This window comes from Myxococcus sp. CA040A (genome assembly GCF_013336725.1).
Taxonomy (GTDB): domain Bacteria; phylum Myxococcota; class Myxococcia; order Myxococcales; family Myxococcaceae; genus Myxococcus; species Myxococcus llanfairpwllgwyngyllgogerychwyrndrobwllllantysiliogogogochensis.
In genome coordinates this window covers 1-18,139 of record NZ_JABUMR010000016.1, presented here as the reverse complement: position 1 = coordinate 18,139, position 18,139 = coordinate 1, and the positions used below count along the sequence as shown (strand labels likewise).

The 18,139-nt window shown below is 69.1% G+C and carries 17 protein-coding genes; 12 read left to right on the top strand and 5 right to left on the bottom strand.

The features are described 5' to 3' along the window. Positions 1-26 precede the first annotated feature (26 nt). Positions 27-485, top strand: coding sequence for a hypothetical protein (locus HUA75_RS42475; RefSeq protein WP_174458857.1), 459 nt, complete (start codon positions 27-29; stop codon positions 483-485). Between the two features lies 1 nt (position 486). On the opposite strand, the gene HUA75_RS42470 is transcribed toward HUA75_RS42475, so the two are convergent. From HUA75_RS42470 to lpxB, 3 genes are read right to left on the bottom strand one after another with little or no spacing between them, the layout of a single operon-like run. Beyond that, the gene (locus tag HUA75_RS42470; protein WP_141648311.1) at positions 487-1,113 is read right to left on the bottom strand and encodes a MarC family protein; all 627 of its coding nucleotides are present in this window, start codon (positions 1,111-1,113) and stop codon (positions 487-489) included. A 19-nt stretch (positions 1,114-1,132) separates the two neighbouring features. Continuing rightward, positions 1,133-1,837 (bottom strand): polyprenol monophosphomannose synthase, encoded by a 705-nt coding sequence (locus HUA75_RS42465; RefSeq protein ID WP_141648307.1) that lies wholly within the window; start codon positions 1,835-1,837, stop codon positions 1,133-1,135. A 17-nt stretch (positions 1,838-1,854) separates the two neighbouring features. Beyond that, positions 1,855-3,006 (bottom strand): lipid-A-disaccharide synthase, encoded by a 1,152-nt coding sequence (lpxB, locus tag HUA75_RS42460; protein ID WP_141648308.1) that lies wholly within the window; start codon positions 3,004-3,006, stop codon positions 1,855-1,857. 60 nt (positions 3,007-3,066) lie between these two features. On the opposite strand from lpxB, the gene HUA75_RS42455 reads away from it, so the two are divergent. From HUA75_RS42455 to HUA75_RS42415, 9 genes are all read left to right on the top strand, one after another. Then, positions 3,067-4,950 (top strand): DUF4388 domain-containing protein, encoded by a 1,884-nt coding sequence (locus tag HUA75_RS42455; protein ID WP_141648309.1) that lies wholly within the window; start codon positions 3,067-3,069, stop codon positions 4,948-4,950. A gap of 3 nt (positions 4,951-4,953) precedes the next feature. Then, positions 4,954-6,738 (top strand): ABC transporter ATP-binding protein, encoded by a 1,785-nt coding sequence (locus tag HUA75_RS42450; RefSeq protein WP_174489695.1) that lies wholly within the window; start codon positions 4,954-4,956, stop codon positions 6,736-6,738. A 214-nt stretch (positions 6,739-6,952) separates the two neighbouring features. Beyond that, complete coding sequence (locus HUA75_RS42445) at positions 6,953-8,122, top strand: PHP domain-containing protein (protein WP_174489694.1); 1,170 nt, start codon at positions 6,953-6,955, stop codon at positions 8,120-8,122. 21 nt (positions 8,123-8,143) lie between these two features. Then, the gene (locus HUA75_RS42440; protein WP_141648428.1) at positions 8,144-9,427 is read left to right on the top strand and encodes a 3-deoxy-D-manno-octulosonic acid transferase; all 1,284 of its coding nucleotides are present in this window, start codon (positions 8,144-8,146) and stop codon (positions 9,425-9,427) included. Continuing rightward, on the top strand, positions 9,424-10,431 hold the full coding sequence (locus HUA75_RS42435; protein WP_174489693.1) for a glycosyltransferase family 4 protein: 1,008 nt from the start codon (positions 9,424-9,426) through the stop codon (positions 10,429-10,431). Before HUA75_RS42440 ends, HUA75_RS42435 begins: the two co-directional genes overlap by 4 nt. A 4-nt stretch (positions 10,432-10,435) precedes the next feature. Further along, complete coding sequence (locus tag HUA75_RS42430; RefSeq protein WP_174489692.1) at positions 10,436-11,470, top strand: glycosyltransferase; 1,035 nt, start codon at positions 10,436-10,438, stop codon at positions 11,468-11,470. Between the two features lie 123 nt (positions 11,471-11,593). Beyond that, positions 11,594-12,751, top strand: a complete 1,158-nt coding sequence (gene lpxK / locus HUA75_RS42425; protein WP_217446535.1) for a tetraacyldisaccharide 4'-kinase — start codon at positions 11,594-11,596, stop codon at positions 12,749-12,751. 31 nt (positions 12,752-12,782) lie between these two features. Continuing rightward, positions 12,783-13,796 carry a bifunctional heptose 7-phosphate kinase/heptose 1-phosphate adenyltransferase gene (locus HUA75_RS42420; protein ID WP_141648432.1) on the top strand — a complete coding sequence of 338 codons (1,014 nt, stop codon included), beginning with the start codon at positions 12,783-12,785 and terminating at the stop codon, positions 13,794-13,796. Further along, complete coding sequence (locus HUA75_RS42415; RefSeq protein ID WP_141648433.1) at positions 13,793-14,281, top strand: adenylyltransferase/cytidyltransferase family protein; 489 nt, start codon at positions 13,793-13,795, stop codon at positions 14,279-14,281. Before HUA75_RS42420 ends, HUA75_RS42415 begins: the two co-directional genes overlap by 4 nt. 169 nt (positions 14,282-14,450) lie before the next feature. On the opposite strand, the gene HUA75_RS42410 is transcribed toward HUA75_RS42415, so the two are convergent. Beyond that, the gene (locus HUA75_RS42410; RefSeq protein ID WP_174489691.1) at positions 14,451-15,560 is read right to left on the bottom strand and encodes a glycosyltransferase family 9 protein; all 1,110 of its coding nucleotides are present in this window, start codon (positions 15,558-15,560) and stop codon (positions 14,451-14,453) included. Between the two features lie 83 nt (positions 15,561-15,643). Here HUA75_RS42410 and HUA75_RS42405 point away from each other — a divergent pair, with 83 nt between their 5' ends. Together HUA75_RS42405 and gmk are read left to right on the top strand one after the other, a co-directional pair. Then, positions 15,644-16,522 carry a YicC/YloC family endoribonuclease gene (locus HUA75_RS42405; RefSeq protein ID WP_141648436.1) on the top strand — a complete coding sequence of 293 codons (879 nt, stop codon included), beginning with the start codon at positions 15,644-15,646 and terminating at the stop codon, positions 16,520-16,522. Continuing rightward, positions 16,519-17,148: a guanylate kinase gene (gene gmk, locus HUA75_RS42400; RefSeq protein ID WP_141648437.1), complete on the top strand. Its 630-nt coding sequence runs from the start codon at positions 16,519-16,521 to the stop codon at positions 17,146-17,148. Before HUA75_RS42405 ends, gmk begins: the two co-directional genes overlap by 4 nt. Before the next feature lie 539 nt (positions 17,149-17,687). On the opposite strand, the gene HUA75_RS46330 is transcribed toward gmk, so the two are convergent. After that, positions 17,688-18,139 (bottom strand): hypothetical protein (locus tag HUA75_RS46330; RefSeq protein WP_217446534.1); only part of this gene is annotated, 452 nt, incomplete at its 5' end.

The window sequence follows — 18,139 nt, the reverse complement described above, 5'->3', positions numbered from 1 at the left end:
CGACGACGCAACGAGGAGGCGACGGGATGGAGCGATTCCAACGGTGGGCCTGGGGCGTGGTGGGTGTCACGCTCCTGGCGGGGGCGGGCTGCGCGCATCAGGCGCCGCTCGCCGTGAGGCGGGAGGTGGAGGCGGAGAAGTGCTCGTTGATTCAATCCGTGCTGAAGGAACCGACGCCGTCGCGCGTGGTGGAGGAGATCGCCGCCCAGGGCAGGCAGGAGCCCACCCCGGTGCGGGTGTACGTACGGCGCCCCGAGCAGTCCATGCTGGAGCGCTTCTTCGAAGGCGATGAACCCCGCTGCGGCGACGCCACCTTCAAGGTCGTCCAGGAGAGCGTCCTCGACGCGGTGGTGGTGTACCTGCAGGAAGTGCGAGAGGGCTACGCGTACGACGCGCGCCGCTCCGGGCCGGACGAACTCACGCTGGAAGGCACGCCCCAGGGCACGCTGAAGCGCGCGGGCCCTCAGTGGGTCGCGGGCAAGTGAGCTACTTCATCAACTCCTTGGCGCCGTCCGCGATGAACTGCACGGCGATGGCGGCGAGGATGAGCCCCATGACGCGCTCGACGATGGCGACCCCGGACTGACGCAGCACCCGCTGCACCAGGCCGGAGGCGCGCAGGATGAAGTAGCTGGCCACGAAGGTGAGGATGATGGCCGCCAGCACGGGCAGGGTGGCGGTCATGGAGTTGCCTCGGGCCATCAGCACCATGGCGGTGGCGATGGCGCCGGGGCCGGACAACAGCGGAATGGCCAGTGGGACGATGGCCACGTCTTCCTTCACCGCGCCTTCCTGCTCCTCCGTGGGCGTGGTGCGAGTCGCGGAAGGCCGGGCGCGGAGCATGTCCAACGCGGTGATGAGCAGGAGGATGCCGCCCGCGACGCGGAAGGCCCCCAGCGACACGCCGAACACCTTGAAGATGATGGTGCCGAACAGGGCGAAGAACGTCATCAGCCCGCACGCCACCAGACACGCGCGCATCGCCGTGCGGCGAATCTTCTCCTTCGTGTCGCCGGACGTCATCGCCAGGAACAGCGGCACCACGCCGATGGGGTCCACGACGAAGAAGATCGCCGGAAGGGCGACGAGGAATTGCGCCAGATAGGCCTTCATCACCGCACGCCCTTCTTCGCTACACCGTGAGACGCAGCTTCCACACCATGGTGAGCGCTTCGGCGAAGATCTTCTTGTTCATCTTCGAGTGTCCCACACGCCGGTCCTCGAAGATGATGGGGATCTCTCGAACGGTGAAGCCGTTCTTCAGCGTGCGGTAGGTGAGTTCAATCTGGAACGCATAGCCGGTGCTGTGCACGGCATCCAGGTCGATGGCCTCCAGCACCCGGCGGTGGAAGCACTTGAAGCCGCCCGTCAAATCCGAGACGCCCACGCCCAAAATCGTGCGGGCGTAGAGGCTGCCGCCGCGGCTGATGACCTGCCGGCCAACGCCCCAGTTCACCGTGCCGCCCCCGGTGACATAGCGCGAGCCCAGCACCAGGTCGGAGCCCGCCTCGGCGGCATCCAGCAGGCCGGGCAGGTAGCGCGGGTCATGGCTGAAGTCCGCGTCCATCTCCAGGATGTACGTGTAGCCCTCGGCCAGCGCCCAGCGGAAGGCGGCGAGGTACGCGCGACCCAGGCCCTCCTTCTTTTCGCGGTGCAGGACGCGAACCCGGGGCTCCTTCGCCGCGAGCTGGTCGGCGATCTGCCCCGTGCCGTCGGGGGAGTTGTCGTCGACGACGAGAATATCGACGCGGGGGTCGGCCTTGAGCACCGCCAGGGTGATGGCCTCGATGTTTTCCCGCTCGTTGTACGTGGGGATGCAGACCAGCGCAGGGTTCATGGCCGGGCCGACATACCCTAAATGGCGCGCGGGGGCAGTAGCTCCATCACCGACTCGGCCGCCCGGGTGGCCGCTCCTGCCTCACCCAGGCGCCCCCGCACCTCCGCCAGCCCCTTCAGCATCTCCTCCCGTGGCGCCCCGGGGGTCCACACCCGGCGCACCTCGTCCGCGATTCGCTCGGGCGTCATCTCGCCCTGGAGCAGCTCCGGCACCACGCGCCGGCCGGCCAGCAGGTTGATGAGGGACACGAAGGCCACCTTCAGCATCAGCCGGCCCACCCAGTACGTAATGAGCGACACCCGATAGATGACGACCAGGGGCCGCTGCATCAGTCCTGCTTCCAACACGGCTGTACCGGAGGCCACCACCGCCGCGTCGCTGGCGCCCACGACTTCCGGGGCACGCCCGTCCACCAGCACGGGCGTCAGGCCGCTGCCCTCGAAGTGGGAGAGCACTTCCTGGCGGGGGATGGTGGGGGCCACGGGTACGACGATTTGGAGCCCGGGGCGCTCGGCGGACAGGCGCTTCGCCGCGGCCACCATCGCCGGCAGGAGCCTGCGAATCTCACTCATCCGACTGCCCGGTAGCAGCGCGAGCGTGGGGGCGTCCTTGTCCAGGCCCAGCCGCTCGCGAAAGGCGACGGCGGTGTCGGGGGCGGGGACCTGCTCGACGACGGGGCTGCCCACGTAGCGGGCACTCACTCCGGCCTCGCGATAGAAGTCCTCCTCGAACGGGAGGATGCACAGCATCCGGTCCACCAGCCGCTTGATGGTGCGGACCCGGCCCCGGCGCCACGCCCAGATCATCGGCGAGATGTAATAGGCGACGGGGATGCCCTGGGCCTTGAGCTTCTCGGCCAGCCGCAGGTTGAAGTCCGGGATGTCCACGAGGATGGCGACGTCGGGGCGTCGCTCCGTGGCGGCATTCGCCAGCCCCTTGAGGATTTGGAGGATGCGGGGAATGCGGGGAAGGACCTCGGTGATGCCCATGACGGACACCTCTCGAGCGTCGAAGAGCAGCTCCACCCCCCGAGCGGCCAGGCGCGAGCCTCCCATGCCAAAGAAGGTGAGGTCAGGGCGGCGGGCCTGGAGGGCGGCGACGAGTTCGGCGGCGTGTGCGTCGCCGGAGGCCTCGCCTGCCACGACGAGGATTCGGGGTGGGGGCGTCATGTGAGGGGGGCGCATCGTACCCTGATGCAAGCCAGGGTGAAGGTGTAGACTGCGCTACCCTTGAAGACGCTTCTGCTCGCCGAGAGCCATCCCCCCACGCTCGAACACCTGACGGGTCTGCTCTCCCAGGCCGGGTATTCCGTGCGCGCGGTGAATGACCCTATCGCGGTGCTGGAGCATTTCGCGGCGGACAACCCGGATGTGATGGTGTTGTCGGTGGACCTTCCCCGAGTGGAAGGCTCGCACGTGGTGCACCTCATCCGAGGGCACAGCCAGGGCGGGCGCGTGCCGATTGTCGCCATCGACAAGGGGCACCTGGGCCGGGCGCGGGGTGTTGCCTCGGTGCTGGACCTCAAGGTGAACGCGTACGTGGCGGACCCGCTCAAGCCGGGCGAGCTGGTGCCTCGGCTGGAGTCGCTGGTGCGCGCGGCGCAGGCGGTGCCGCTGACGGGGCTTTCGGCCACGCTGTCGCGTCCGGCGGTGAACAGCGGTGACTTGAAGGGCTATCCACTGCCCTCGCTCCTGCACTCCATCCACCGGCTGCGCCGGGATGGTGTGCTGGTGGCGGCGCACCGAGGCCTGAGTCGGCGGGTGTACTTCCTGCGCGGTGGGCCGGTGAGCTTCGACTCGTCGGCGAAGGAGGACTCACTTCCGCGCTACCTCGTCGCGCGCACGCTGGCGACGGCCGCGCAGGCGGAGCGGGTGGTGGAGGCGCTGGCGTCCGGGCTGCGCATCGGCGCGGCGCTGGCGGACGCGGGGGTGGAGGCGGCGGGCGAGGAGCTGTCGCAGCTGCTGCGCGACTACACGCGCGACAACCTCGCGCGGGTGCTGGGCATGCGCGAGGGCCGGTATGCCTTCTACTCGGGTGACGAGTTCACGACGGAGGTCGCCTCGGTGGACCTGCCGCCGCTGGCGCAGGTGCTCGAGGGCGCAAGGCGCTGCTTTCCGTTGAAGGTGATGGCGGCGTCGCTGCGGGCGAACCTGGGGGAGTACCCGGTGCGCTCGTCCGACTTCGGTCGGGACCTGCAGGCCATGGCGCTGGACACGGACGACATCAAGATCGCCATGCAGGTCAATGGCCGCATCGTCCTGAAGGAGCTGCTCGCGCATGGCCGGGGCGAGCTGCGCGCGGCGTACTCGCTCTTGTGGTTCCTGAAGCTGACGGGGGGAGTGACCTTCTCGCCCACGCCGGTGGCGACGGGGGCGGACGTGCTGTCGGCGGTGGTGGTGCCGGACCGGATCGGGCCACGCAAGCGCAAGTCGTTGCCGGTGGCGACGGGTGCGTCGCTGCGTGAGGAGGCGGTGCGCATCATCACCCGCAGCTACTTTGGCAGCCTGGGGTTGGACATCGCGGCGGACGCGGAGGCGGTGGAGCGCGCGTACCACGAGACGGCGATGCGCTTTCATCCGGACACGTATGCCGAGTTCGACATCTCCGACCTGAAGGACCTGCTGGACTCGGTGCAGGAGAAGCTGTCCGCGTCGTACCGGGTGCTGAGCGTGGAGGAGAAGCGCAAGGCGTATCTCCAGTACCTGTTCAGCAAGCTGGACGTGGGGCGGAACACGGCGGTGGTGGTGGACGCGGAGATAGCGCTGCGCCGGGGCGAGTCCGCGCTGAAGCGTCGCGACTTCCTGTCGGCGATGCATGCGTTCGAGGAAGCGGTGTCGCTCAACCCGCGCGAGCCGGAGTACTACTCCTTCCTTGCCTGGGCGACGTACCAGGCGGCGGGCGGTCCCCTGGTCCAGCGGGCGCAGAAGGCGCAGAAGGTCTTGAAGAAGGCGCTGTCATTGGGGCCGTATGTGGAGCGGCTGCACATCATCGCGGCCATCATCGACACGGACCTCGGGGACGCGCCGCTGGCGCGAAAGAAGCTGCTGAAGGTGCTGGAGTACAACCCGTACTCGCAGCTGGCCAAGGCGGCGTTGCGCAAGGTGGGACGGTAGGGAATGCGGCGGACACTGTTGCGACTGTTGCGCTACGCGCGCCCGCATGTGGCGGTGCTCGTGGTGGCGTTCGTGTGCATGGCGGTGGTGGGAGTGACGACGGGGGCGTACGCGTACCTCACCGGGCCCGCGCTGCGCTTCTTGTTGTCGGGGGGCGAGGACGGCTTCTCCGGGGCGAACAGCGTGCCGTGGCTGTCGAGCCTGCCGCGCGACGCGGCGCTGTGGGGCTTCCCGCTGCTGATGGTGGTGGTGGGGGTGGTGAAGGGCGTGGGGTACCTGGGCCAGTTCTATTTCATGGGCCTGTTCGCGCAGCGGGTGGTGAGGGATGTGCGGCGCGAGCTCTTCATGAAGCTCACGTCGTTGTCTCCCGCGCAGCTGGCGCGAGAGCGGCAGGGCGACCTGCTCAGCCGATTCACCTCGGACGTCACGGCGGTGGAGGCGGCGGCGATGTACACGGTGGGCTCGTACCTGCGCGACAGCCTCCAGGTCATCATCCTGGCGGGCGTGGCGCTGTCGATGAGTCCGCTGTTGGGTGGGTTGATGCTGGTGGTGATTCCACTGGCGGCGCTGCCCGCGTCCAAGCTGACGCGCAAGGTGTTGAAGGGCACGCGCGAGGGGCAGACGCAGCTGGGGCACCTGGCGGGCCAACTCCACGAGGGGCTGGGCGGGCTGCGGACGATTCAGGCCTTCAACGGGCAGTCGGCGGAGCTGGCGCGTTTCGCGTCGCACGCGAAGGCGCACGAGGACGCGGTGGTGGGCGCGGCGTGGGCGCGAGGCGCGGTGCCGGGGGTGATGGAGGTCCTGGCGGCGGCGGCGCTGGCGGGCGCGTTGGCCTACGCGGCGGGTGCTCGACTGATGGAGCCGGAGGCCCTGCTCTCGCTGCTGACGGCGGTCATCCTGGTGTACCAGCCCGTGAAGGACCTGGGCCGGGTGACGCAGTTCGCGATGCAGGCGGGGGCCGCGGGTGAGCGGTTGTTCGCGCTGCTGGATTTGAAGCACCCGGTGCTGGATGCGCCGGACGCGGTGCCGGCGCCGCCCCTGTCGCAGTCCATTCGTCTGGAAGACGTTCGCTTTGCCTACGGTGACCGGCCCGCGCTGGATGGGGTGACGCTGGAGCTGAAGGCGGGCCAGGTGACGGCGTTGGTGGGGGGCAGTGGGGGTGGCAAGAGCACGGTGACGACGCTGCTGCTGCGCTTCGAGCGACCCCAGGCGGGGCGCCTGTTGCTGGATGGCGTGGACATGGACCGGTACACGGCGGCGAGTCTTCGCGAGCAGCTCGCGCTGGTGACGCAGGAGCCGCTGTTGTTCCAGGGCTCGGTGTTGGAGAACCTGCGTTATGCGAGGCCGGATGCCACGCGCGAGGACGTGGAGGCCGCGGCGAGGGTCGCGAACGCGGACGGTTTCATCCGGGCCTTGCCGCAGGGCTACGACACGCGAATCGGTGAGCGGGGAGTGACGCTGAGCGGTGGGCAACGGCAGCGACTGTGTATCGCGCGAGCGGTGTTGGCGCGTGCGCGGGTGCTGGTGCTGGACGAGGCCACGAGCAGTCTGGACCCGGAGAGCGAGCGAGAAGTGCAGGCCGCGCTGGCGGCGGTGCTACCGGGGCGCACGGCCCTGGTCATCGCGCACCGGTTGTCGACGGTGGTGAACGCGGACGTGCTCCACGTCATGGAAGCGGGCCGCGCGGTGGAGAGTGGCACGCACGCGGAGTTGCTCCAGAAGGGTGGGCGCTACGCGGCGCTGTGGCGGATGCAGACGGAGGGACCTGTCGAGCGAGGCGCCGCGTGAGCGGGACGCGGGTCGTAAGCGGCGTCACGCATCCCGGGCGCGGGTCGGTGGCGGAGGTGAACCCGCGCCATGGACGTGCCGCGCGGGGCCAGGCGAGTGCCGAGCAGTACTCCGCCCTGTGGCACGCTCGGACGGAGGCGGAGACGAGCCCGCCTCGCGAGGCAGCGGGGATGCTCATGTGGGCACGGGACGAAGTGCTCGGGCGGTACCGAGGATGAGTCGACTTCGCAAGGGCGCGGGCAAGGCCGTCCAGGCACTGGCGGGCCTGATCTTGTTGGTGCTGGGGCTCTGCGGCTTCTTCGCGTTGCCCGCCTCGTACGCGACGTACCCGGTGGTTCCGCCAAAGGAGGGCGCGCCGAGGTGGGTCCGAGGCGCGTTCCACGTGCACACCACGCGCTCGGACGGACGGGGCAGTCCCCTGGCGGTGGCGCGCGCGGCGAAGGCGGCCGGTCTCGACTTCGTGCTGCTCACGGACCACAACGACTTCACCCCGCCGGCGCCCACGTGGGTGGACGGAGTGTTGCTGGTCCCAGGCGTGGAGATCTCCACGTCGGCGGGACACCTGATCGCCTTTGGCATGGAGCGACCGTTGGAAGGCATGCAGCGGTGGATGCCCGCGGGCGATGCTGTGCGCGCCGTGCACGCGGCGGGCGGGACGACGGTGCTCGCGCACCCGGTGCAGCGTCACAACCCATGGACTGACTCGGAGAGCGCGAGTCAGGCGAAGGGCTTCGAGCTGTACTCCGCGGACACCTTCTTCCGGCACGCGATGCGCAATCCGATGAGCCGTTTGCTCCCAGCGGTGGGCGCCTATCTGGCAAACCCGATGCACGGGGTGATGGTGCTCGTGGCGCCGGAGCCCGAGCCCGGGGAGCGCTTCATGGAGCTTGCGCGCGAGCAGCCCCAGCTCGCGTTCTGCGCGCACGACGCCCACGGCCTGCCGTCCTACGAGTCCGTGTTTCGCTCCCTCGCGATGTACCTGCCGCCAGCGCGGGTCCCCGCGCCCCTGCCCTCGGATGCGAAGGCGGCGGCGTCGCTGGTGACGGGGGCGCTGCGAGGTGGGGGTGCCCTGTGTTCCTTCCGCGCCCTGGGGGAACCCGAGGGCTTCGTGCTGGAAGGGGTGGACCCGGAGCGCAGGGAGGCTCGGGTGGGGGACGTGCTGAGCGTGCGCCTGCCTGGCATTCCGGACGTGGACACGGTTCGGGTCGAGGTGTGGGGAGAAGGCCGCCTGGGGCAGGACGGGACCTCGGTGGAGCTGACGGGGCCAGGCGTGGTGCGGGTGGAGGTGTGGGTGAAGGGGCCTGGGCGCTTCTTTGGCTCCGAGTGGCGACCATGGATTGTCCCGAGCCCCGTGCGTGTACTGCCTCGGGGGCCTGGCATCTGATAGAGGGCCGGGGAGCCGTCCATGCGACTCCTGTACATCCTCGCTACGTATCTTCTCTTCCCGCTGCTCTTCCCGGCGCTCTGCGTGCACCGGAAGACGCGTCATGGCCTATGGCAGCGGCTGGGGTTCTACGGGCGAGGCTCGCTGCCCCCGCGAGGTGACGGGCCCGTGGTGTGGTTGCACGGTGCGAGTGCGGGAGACCTGCTGGCGCTGTCCCCCATGTTTGGTCCCTTGCGGGCTCGCTTCCCGGGCTGCCAGCTCATCCTGTCGACGATGACGGACAGTGGCCATGCGATGGCGACGGGCCGGCTCGCCAAGGACATCGATGGGGTGGTGTACGCGCCCTATGACTTGTGGGGCGCGACGCGCCGGGCGGTGAAGGCGCTCCGGCCGGACGTGTTGGTGCTGGAGTACACGGAGGTGTGGCCCAACCTCATTCGCGCGGCGAAGCGCGGTGGGGCGCGCGTGGTGATGACCAACGGCCGTTTTTCTCCGGCGAACGTGGAGCGCTACCGCTGGTTGTTCAGGCTCATCGGCAATCCGCTGAAGGATTTCGACCTGATGTTGATGCGTCAGGAGGACGAGGCGCAGCGGGCGCGGAGTCTCGGCGCGCGGCCGGACTGGGTGCGGGTGACGGGGAACACGAAGTTCGACTCGTTGGCTTCGGGGCCGGCGGCGGAGGACGGCGTGTTGCGCGAGGCGCTCGGGCTTCCGGTGGACGCACGGGTGTGGATTGCCGGCAGCACGCACGAGGGCGAGGAGGACGTGCTGCTCGGCGTCTATCGGCGGCTGCTCGCGCGGTGGCCGGACCTGCGGCTGGTGATTGCGCCCAGGTATGTGGACCGGGCTGGGCGCGTCGTGGCGCTGGCGCGGGAGGCGGGACTGGGTGTCGGCCTTCGCTCCCAGGGGAATCCCGAGCGAGCGCAGGTGGTGGTGCTGGACACCATTGGCGAGCTGTCGCGGGCGTACCGGCTGGCGACGGTGGTCTTCGTGGGCGGCTCGTTCACGAAGCGGGGCGGGCAGAACATCCTGGAGCCCGCGGGGCAGGGGAAACCGGTGTTGTTCGGTCCGCACATGGACAACTTCAAGGACAGCGTGGCGGTGCTCGCGGGGCAGGGAGGCATCCTGGTGGCGGACGCGGAGGCGCTGTACGCGAGGCTCGCGGAGTTGCTGGAAGAGCCGGGTCGAGTCGCGGAGCTGGGTGCGCGGGCCTTGGAGACGGTGGGGCGGATTTCCGGCGCGAGTGAGCGCAACGCCGAGGCGATGACGACGCTCTTTCCCCATGGGAGGGCCGGGCCGCGATGACGCTCATCGTCCACCCGCATTTCCACAATCGGTACACGGGCGTCACGCGCCACGTCGAGTCGGTGGTCCCCGCGTTGGTGAAGGACACGGGCTCGGAGACGCGAGTCATCGGCTCTGGGCTGAGCGCCGGGCTGCCGCGAATCACCTGGCCGGAGCTGTTGCGTCGGGCGCGCTCCGAGCCGGTGGTGTGGCATGCCCACCGGAACAACGAACTGCTCGCGGGGATGTTGCTGAAGCTGGTGGGTCGGCAGGTGCGGCTGGTCTTCACGCGGCACACGTCGGTGGCGCCCAGCGGCTTCACGCGCTTCATCGCGCGAGGCGCGGATGCGCTGGTGTCGTTGACGCGGCAGGTGGCGGAGGTCATCGCGCTCCCGTCGACCGTCATTTCGCATGGCATCGACCTGACGCGCTTCCATCCACCGGAGGACCGGGCGGCGGCGTGGGAGAAGCTGGGGCAGGGCGGACGGTTCGGGGTGGGCGTCATTGGCCGCATCCGCAAGGAGAAGGGGCAGGGCGACTTCCTCGATGCGGTGCGCCCGTTGCTGCCCGAGCACCCCGAGTGGCAGGCGGTGCTGGTGGGGTTGGCGAAGGGCGCGGACCTGGACTGGGTGAACGGTTTGAGGGCGGGCATCGAGCCCCGCGTGTCGTTGGCCGGAGAGCAGTCGGTCATCGAGCCCTGGTATCGAGGGCTGACCGTGCTGGTGCACCCGTCCTATGCGGAGGGGTACTCGCTGGTGCACGTGGAGGCGATGGCGTCCGGTTGTTGCGTGGTGGCGTCGAAGTTGCCGTATCTGGACACGCTCATCGAGCATGGCCGGACGGGCTTCTTCTTCGAGCCAGGGGACGTGAAGGCGTTGCGCGAGCTGCTGGACATGCTGATGCGAGAGCCCGAGCGGGCGCGCGAAGTGGGGCGCAACGCGGCCGAGGAGGCACGTCGTCGGTGCGGCGTGGAGCACGAGGCGCACGCGCTGGAAGCGCTGTATCGCACGCTGGTCGGGCGGTAGTCGGATGCGAATCCTCCACCTGTTGGCGAGCCCCTTCTTCAGTGGTCCGGCGGAGAACGTCGCGTTGCTCGCGCTGGCGCAGCGGGAGGCCGGGCACGAGGTGACGGTGGCGGTCGACCGTCGGCGCAAGGAGATGCCGGCGGAGGAGCCCGCGGTGCCTCGGCTGCGAGCGCTGGGCCTGCTGGATGACGAAGGGCTCGAGTTGTCGGTGAAGTCTCCGCCCTGGCGGGTGTGGAGTGATTTGCGCCGGCTGCGTGCGCGGCGAGTGGATGTGGTGCACTCGCACTTCAGCCATGACCACTTCCTGGCGAGGTGGGGACGGCCCCAGGGGGCGGTGTTGGTCCGTTCGCTTCATGCACCGCGCTCCATCCGCTCCTCGTTGCCCGCGGCGGATGCGTACACGGTGCCGGCGAGCTCGCTCTTGCCTCGCTTGTTGGAGCGAGGAAGGACGGCTCGGGTGCTTCCCGCGTTGGTGGACCCGCGCTTTCGCCCTGAGTCGGACCGCGAGGCGTCTAGGCGCGAGTTGGGACTGAAGGGCGCGCCCCTGGTGGGGATGGTGTCCACGTTCCAGCCTTCGCGACGGCACTCCGTGGGGGTGGAGGCCTTCGCTCTCTTCCGCGAGCAGCGCCCGGAGGCGAAGTTCGTCCTGGTGGGGGATGGCGCGTTGCTGGAGGCGACGCGGAGTCAGGTGGCGTCGCTGGGGCTGACGGATGCGGTGGTGTTCGCGGGCTACCAACAAGGAGAAGCCTTCGCGCGGTGGTTGAGGGCCTTGGACGAGGTCTGGCTCCTGGGGCTCGGGAACGACTGGAGTGCGAGAGCGGCGGCTCAAGCCCGGGCGTGTGGTGTGCGAGTCGTGGCGGTGGAAGAGGGCGCGCTGCCTGAGCTGGCGGATGCACGTGTCGTCGAGCCGACGCCCGAGGCGGTGGTGGCCGCGTCACTGTCGGGGCAACGGGCCCCCGTGGCGCATCCGACGAATGCGAGCATCGCCGCCGATGTCCTTGCGTTGTATGCACAGGTGGCGAGCCCGCGCGCTCGGTGAGCCCGCGCTGACGTGTCGAGTCGTACGTGATGGCTCGGGCTGATAGCGTAGCGGGCGCATGCTGACCCTCGAAGATGCCCGGCGATTCGTGTCGGGACACGCCTTGTGCGGAGCCTCCAGGTCTTGAGCGCTCAGGCTCCCGAGTCTCCCACCGCCATCGAGCGGGTGTTCTATCCGCCGTCGCCCGAGCCCTGGGGACGGCGAGCCTTGCTGTCCCCTCTCACCGCGTTGTCATGGACCTATGGCGCGGCGGTGCGCTTGCGAGGCGCGCTGTATGACCTGGGCATGCTTCGCGCCGAGCGAGTGGAGGGCCTCCGCGTCATCTCGGTAGGCAACCTCAACGTGGGAGGCACGGGGAAGACGCCCGCGGTGCTCCACCTCGCGGAGTTGCTGGTGCGCGAGGGCCGCAAGGTGGGCATCCTCACGCGAGGTTATGGGCGTCGCTCACAAGCGCCCCTCACCTTCACGGGGGCGGAGTCATTGCCTCCGGTGGAGGACGCGGGGGACGAGCCGTTGCTGCTCGCGAGCCGCTGCCCGGGTGTGAGGATCTTCGTGAACGCGGACCGTGTCGCCAGCGCCTGGCGCGCGAGAGACGACTACGGTCTGGACACGGTGCTGCTCGACGACGGCTTTCAACACCGGCGGCTCGCGCGGGACGAGAACCTCGTCGTGGTGGACGAAGCCGTGGGACTCGGCAATGGCCACATGTTGCCAAGGGGGCCGCTGCGAGAGCCGGCCTCTTCTCTCCGGCGAGCCACGTTGCTCTGGGTCCGCACGTCGACGCCCCCATGTGCCACGGCGTCCCCCATTGTCTCGCGTGCAGGCGAGGCACCCCGAGCACCGTTCGACGCACGGGCCCTGGGGTTGCCTGCGGAGGGAGAAGGAATCCCCCGTGTCCGCGCACGCTATGGACCTTCGGCCTGGGTGGACCCTTCTGGAGGGCTCCATCCGACAGCTGCACTGAGTGGCCAGGGGGTGCTGGCGCTGGCGGGGCTCGGTCGGCCGGGGGGCTTCCTGAAGACCCTGAGGTCCCTCGGCGTGGAGGTCCTGGATGCGGCCCTTTTTCCGGACCACCACCGCTTCACCGCGGACGAGCTTCGTGACGTGGAAGCTCGAGCCGCGAAGCTGGGAGCGGTGAAGGTCGTGACGACGGAGAAGGACGCGGTGCGTCTGCCCGTGGGGTTCTCGGCCTGGAAGGTGCGGCTGGGGGTGGACGTGCTGGAGGGCGAGTCCCATCTGCGTCGAGCGCTTGGCTTGTCGGGTGCATCTGCCGACTTGTGAGACGAGGAGGGCTGTGGGACAAACCGCCGCCATGGCCGCAGTCTCGCCCGTTCGCTCGTCGCCTCCGCCCTCTCGCCTGCCGCACGCGTTCGCGCGCCGCAGGGTGTTGCTGGTGGGGGACCTGGTCGCAGACCATTACATCTACGGGCAGACGGACCGGGTGAGCCGCGAGGCCCCGGTGCTCATCGTCCGCTACGAGTCCGCCGAGGTGAAGCTGGGCGGCGGGGCGAACGTGGCGGCCAATGTCCGTGCGTTGACGGGGCAGGTGACGGCCGTCGGAATGTTGGGCGCGGATGAGATGGGCCGCGAGCTGCGTCGCCTGTTCTCCGAGTCAGGGGTACGCCTGCACGCGGTGGGTGGACGCGGTCTGGCGACGGAGACGAAGACCCGCATCCTCGCGGGCGGCGTGAGCACGACGCGGCAGCAGATGTTGCGCCTGGACCGTGGCCAGCGCTCGTCGCTCCCTCCGAGCGTGCGCAAGGCCCTGGCGAAGCACGTGGCGGAGGCCGCGAAGGACGCGGACGCGGTGGTCGTTTCGGACTACGGCGCTGGAGTGCTGAGCGACGAGGTGCGCGCCGTGCTGCGGAAGCTGGCGGCGGATGGGCTGCCGGTGTGCGTGGACAGTCGCTATGCGCTGTCGTCGTTCTCGGGGCTGACGGTGTGCAAGCCGAACGAGCCGGAGCTGGAGGCGTTGGCGGGGCGTCCCGTGCGCTCGCAGGAGGACTTGCTGGCGGCGGGGCATGAGGCGGTGCGCAGGCTGGGGTGTCGTGCGCTGCTGGTGACTCGGGGGCGGCACGGCATGGCGCTCTTCGACGCTGACGGTGGGGTGGACCTCATCCCGGTGCATGGCGCGAAGGCGGCGGTGGACGTGACGGGGGCGGGCGACACGGTGATTGCGACATTCTCGCTGGCACTGGCGGCCGGAGCCTCGTTCGGGGAAGCGGCGCGACTGGCGAACGTGGCCGGTTCCATGGTGGTGCAGAAGTCGGGCACCGCGACGGTGTCCCGGGACGAACTGCTGGCGGAGCTGCGGAGCACGCGATGAGCACCTTGGAGAAGATTCAGTCGCTCGAGCAGGTGGTGGAGGCGAGGGCGCGCTGGAAGGCCGAGGGCCGCACCGTTGCGCTCGCCAACGGCGTGTTCGACCTCTTGCATGTGGGCCACGTGCGCTATCTGGAAGGCGCCCGCGAGTTGGCGGATGTGCTGGTGGTGGCGGTGAACTCGGACGCCTCGACGCGGGCGTACAAGGGGCCTGGACGGCCACACATTCCCGAGGGCGAGCGTGCGGAGCTGGTCGCCGCGCTCGCCTGTACGGACCGGGTCATCGTCTTCGACGAGCCGAACGTGCGCGTCATCATTCGAGCGCTGAAGCCGGATGTGCATGTGAAGGGGACGGACTACACGCCGGACAGCATCCCCGAGGGCGACGAAGTGCGTGCCTACGGTGGGCGTACGGCGGTGTCGGGAGACCCGAAGGACCACAGCACCACGGAGCTGGCGCGCCGGCTCGGCCGTGAGAGCGCGAAGTAGGACATGCCCGCGCTGGATGAGGGGTTGATGGCGGTGCTGGGCTGTCCCCAGTGCAAGGGGCATCTCACGGTGCTCTCGTACGAAGAGCAGGTGAAGGCCCGCTGTCCCCGGTGTCGGTGCGAGTGGCCCGTGGAAGAGGGAGTGCCCCACCTCCTCCAGGAGCGGATGTCTAGGTGGGACGCGCCTGACGAGTGAGCTGTGCCGCGAAGGTGCGGGCCTCTTCGGCTGCACGAGCCTCGAGCCCCTCGCCTCCCGCGCCATCGACGAGACTGGTGAGGTCGACCATCCGGTGCGGGGCATACGCATGGCCCCACCGCTCCATGTCCATGCGGAGGAAGTACGCCAGCGTCGGAGCGCCCACGGACACCGAGAGGTGCATGGGCCCGGTGTTGTTGCAGACGGTGAGTCCGGCGGCGCGCATGAGCGCGGCGAGCTCATCCAGGTTCGTGGCGGGTGCGAGCCGCGAGCCGGGCGCGGCGGCCACCACGGCGCGGGCAAGCTCCTCTTCGCCAGGTCCCCACGTGACGATGGGAACGCGGCCGATTTCGAGGAGCGCGCGAGCCGCGGCGGCGAAGGCCTCGGGAGGAATGCGCCGAGGGCCCAGGCGGCCACCCGGGTTGATGACAGCGCGGGGCGTGGTGGCGTCCGTCTCCAGGAACGCACGGAACGGGGCGCTGATGGTGGGTTCGCGGAAGGAGAGTCCCCGCGACAGGGTGCCGCCCGTGACAGGGGTCAGCAGGTGGGTTCGCTGAAGCGCCTCGCTTCTGCTGTCGTCGCGGGCCGGGACGGACAGGGAGTGGAGGCCAGTCACGGGCCAGACGCTCGGCCCGATGACCACGGCGCGCGGGCCGGCGAGGCGTGCCACCAGGGCGCTCGTCACGGAGGGGGCTTCCCAGTTGGCGCAGTCGACCACCAGGTCATAGCCCGCGCGGCGCAGGGCTCGGATGCCCGGGGCCAGGGGGCCCATCCAGAGTCGCCGGCGGTCGAACGCGATGACCTGGTCCGCGTCGGGGTGCCCCGCCAGGACGCGGGCCACCTTGGCATGAACCAGCACGTGCACCTCGGGGGCCGGGTGCACATGGGCCTTGAGGGTGCGCATGAGGGGGGTGGTGAGGAGCGCCTCGCCCACGCGGTTGTCGGGCCGCACGAGCAGCACCTTCCGGGGGACAGGGAGGGAACTTCCGGGACGGAGCCGGCGGCCGGGGCGCCAGAACAACACGGACGCCACGAGCGCCAGCGCCAGCTTCGCCCACAACTCGAGCCGCTTGTGCCAGGCCATCGCGGCGCGGACCCTACACAGAACTGAAAGGCGTGCAAGCACGCTGCTTGACCTGCGGACGGAAAGCCCCTAGCAACCGCCCAATGCTGAAGAGCATGACCGGGTTTGGCGCGGGCCGTGCGCGCGTGGGGGACGAAGAAGTCTCCGTGGAGTTGCGCTCCCTCAATCACAAGTTCTGCGAGGTGAAGGCGAGGCTTCCTCGAGAGCTCACCTCGCTGGAGCCGAGCGTCACGAAGCAGGTGAAGGACCGGCTGGCACGTGGCTCGGTGGAGCTGCTGGTGAAGCGGCAGTCCTCCACGACGACGGGAACGGTGCCCACGGTGGACCTGAACCTGGCGCGCGAGTACCTGCGCACCTTCCGGGAGCTGGCCAAGGAGCTGGGCCTCCCGGCGGACGTGGCCTGGTCCCAGGTGGCCAACCAGCAGGGCGTCGTGCGCCTGGAGGAAAAGGGCGTGAATCTGGAGTCGGCGACGCCCGCGGTGACGGAGGCGCTGGAGCAGGCGCTCGGAGCCCTGGAGAAGATGAGGCTCGTCGAGGGCGAGGCGATCTACGCCGACCTGGATGCGCGACTGAAGTTGATTGAGGGCTGGAGCCGCGAAGTGGCCCACCTCGCTCCCCGCGCGGTGCACGACTACCAGCAGCGGCTCACGGAGCGCGTGGCGGAGCTCGCGCGGGGCGTCGCGGTGGACCCGCAGAGGTTGGCGCAGGAAGTGGCGCTCTTCGCCGAGCGCACGGACATCGCCGAGGAAGTCACGCGCCTGGCGAGTCACCTCGAGCAGTTCCGCGCCCTCATGGCGAGCACCGAGCCCGCTGGCCGTCGCATGGATTTTCTTGTGCAGGAGATGCACCGCGAGGTGAACACGACCGGTTCCAAGAGCCAGCACACGGAGATCTCCGCGCGCGTGGTCTCGATGAAGGCCGAGGTCGAGCGCATCCGCGAACAGGTGCAGAACGTCGAATGAGCGAACCCACCATCCTTCAGCCCGGTCTACTGCTCGTCCTCTCCGCGCCCTCTGGGGCCGGGAAGACCACCCTTGCCCATCGGCTCCTCAAGGAGACGCCGCAGGCGAACTTCTCCATCAGCGTCACGACGCGCCGGCCTCGAGGCAAGGAGCAGGAAGGGGTGGACTACCACTTCGTGGACGTGGCCACCTTCCAGGAGAAGATCGAACGGGGCGAGTTCGTGGAGTGGGCGGAGGTCCACAACCACTTCTACGGCAGCCCCCAGTCGACGGTGGATGTCGCGCGCGCCCGTCGGGGCGTGGCCATCTTCGACATCGACGTCCAGGGCGGGCAGGCCATCAAGCGCAAGCACCCCGACGCGGTCACCATCTTCGTGCTCCCTCCCTCCATGGATGAGCTGGAGCGCCGGCTGCGGGACAGGCAGACGGACTCCGATGAGACGATTCGCCGCCGCATGCTGGCGGCTCGCTCGGAGATGGAGCGGGGAATCGCCTCCTACGACTACATCGTCGTGAACGATGACTTCGAGCGCGCGTACAGCGAACTGCGCGCGGTGGTGGTGGCGGAGGGGTGTCGTCGTGGCCGGGTGGACGTCTCGAGGTTGAAGCTGGGCGTAGGGAGCTGAGCGCAGGGGCAGGGAAGGGTGCTGAAGTGACAATCAGCAAACTTCTTGCGCCGTCCCTTCGCTTGGTGGATAAGCCGCCCACCTCACGGCGAGGCGCGGGCGGCCAAAAGCCCTCCGCGACGAGCAGGCAGCCGTGGATTCCGTCAGCAACAGTCTCGGAATCAGCGCGCATGGCGCTGGGGTTCTCTGAACCACGCAGAATAGGACCGTGGGTCCCTGAAGGATTCCCTGGATGGGGCCTTCGTGGGATTTCGAGTGTCCGGAGCGGCTCGTGACCACGAGTTGACATTCTCCGGAGCGCTCCATAGATGGTCAGCCAGCAGGAAGTGGTCCGGTGGGCGTCGCGGTGGTGGGGTTGGAGGTCGTCTCGTGCGAGACGGCACTGGAGCTGGAGCTGGGGCTGACGGTGGGGTGGGGCTCGGAAGCGGTTTGACTCTGGATGCGGCGGTGGTAGAAGCCGCGCCCCTCATGACGAAGCCCGCGCACTGGCGCGAAGCACTTCGGCGTGTGGATTCAGAACGACATTGGAAATACGGCGGTCAGCGAAGCGAGTTGACAGAAGATGCGGCGGTGGTAGAAGCCGCGACCCCGACGAAGAAGCCCGGAAGCAGCAGGGCGGAGGCGGCGAGGGAGTCAACGAAGCAACGGTTGACACGGGATGCGGCGGAGAGATAGAAGCCGCGCCCCTCACGAAGAAAACAGCGGAAGCCACTGGGCGGCGCTGAGGACTTCGGAGGACGCCGAAAGGGACGCAAAGCGAAGTTGACAGCTGACGCGGACCTGAATAAAAGATGCGACCCGCCGGCAGGAAGCGGCGAGCAGCAGACGGAAACAAAGTAGCAAAAAGTCGCGGATGAAACAAGCGGCTCGGTCTTTGAAAACCAAATAGCAAGCCCAAGAAGAAGAGAAGGATTGCGGAAACCGCAGTCAATCTTTGAGAAGGCACCAGCAAGGGAGCGCTGAGAAGCGCATACCAGCAGTGCCTGCAGTG

Bases quoted from the DNA above. Each gene is read 5' to 3' on its own strand.
- HUA75_RS42475 (WP_174458857.1), top strand. From the start codon at position 27: ATGGAGCGATTCCAACGGTGGGCCTGGGGCGTGGTGGGTGTCACGCTC.
- HUA75_RS42470 (WP_141648311.1), bottom strand. From the start codon at position 1,113: ATGAAGGCCTATCTGGCGCAATTCCTCGTCGCCCTTCCGGCGATCTTC.
- HUA75_RS42465 (WP_141648307.1), bottom strand. From the start codon at position 1,837: ATGAACCCTGCGCTGGTCTGCATCCCCACGTACAACGAGCGGGAAAAC.
- lpxB (WP_141648308.1), bottom strand. From the start codon at position 3,006: ATGACGCCCCCACCCCGAATCCTCGTCGTGGCAGGCGAGGCCTCCGGC.
- HUA75_RS42450 (WP_174489695.1), top strand. From the start codon at position 4,954: ATGCGGCGGACACTGTTGCGACTGTTGCGCTACGCGCGCCCGCATGTG.
- HUA75_RS42445 (WP_174489694.1), top strand. From the start codon at position 6,953: ATGAGTCGACTTCGCAAGGGCGCGGGCAAGGCCGTCCAGGCACTGGCG.
- HUA75_RS42440 (WP_141648428.1), top strand. From the start codon at position 8,144: ATGCGACTCCTGTACATCCTCGCTACGTATCTTCTCTTCCCGCTGCTC.
- HUA75_RS42435 (WP_174489693.1), top strand. From the start codon at position 9,424: ATGACGCTCATCGTCCACCCGCATTTCCACAATCGGTACACGGGCGTC.
- HUA75_RS42430 (WP_174489692.1), top strand. From the start codon at position 10,436: ATGCGAATCCTCCACCTGTTGGCGAGCCCCTTCTTCAGTGGTCCGGCG.
- HUA75_RS42420 (WP_141648432.1), top strand. From the start codon at position 12,783: ATGGCCGCAGTCTCGCCCGTTCGCTCGTCGCCTCCGCCCTCTCGCCTG.
- HUA75_RS42415 (WP_141648433.1), top strand. From the start codon at position 13,793: ATGAGCACCTTGGAGAAGATTCAGTCGCTCGAGCAGGTGGTGGAGGCG.
- HUA75_RS42410 (WP_174489691.1), bottom strand. From the start codon at position 15,560: ATGGCCTGGCACAAGCGGCTCGAGTTGTGGGCGAAGCTGGCGCTGGCG.
- HUA75_RS42405 (WP_141648436.1), top strand. From the start codon at position 15,644: ATGCTGAAGAGCATGACCGGGTTTGGCGCGGGCCGTGCGCGCGTGGGG.
- gmk (WP_141648437.1), top strand. From the start codon at position 16,519: ATGAGCGAACCCACCATCCTTCAGCCCGGTCTACTGCTCGTCCTCTCC.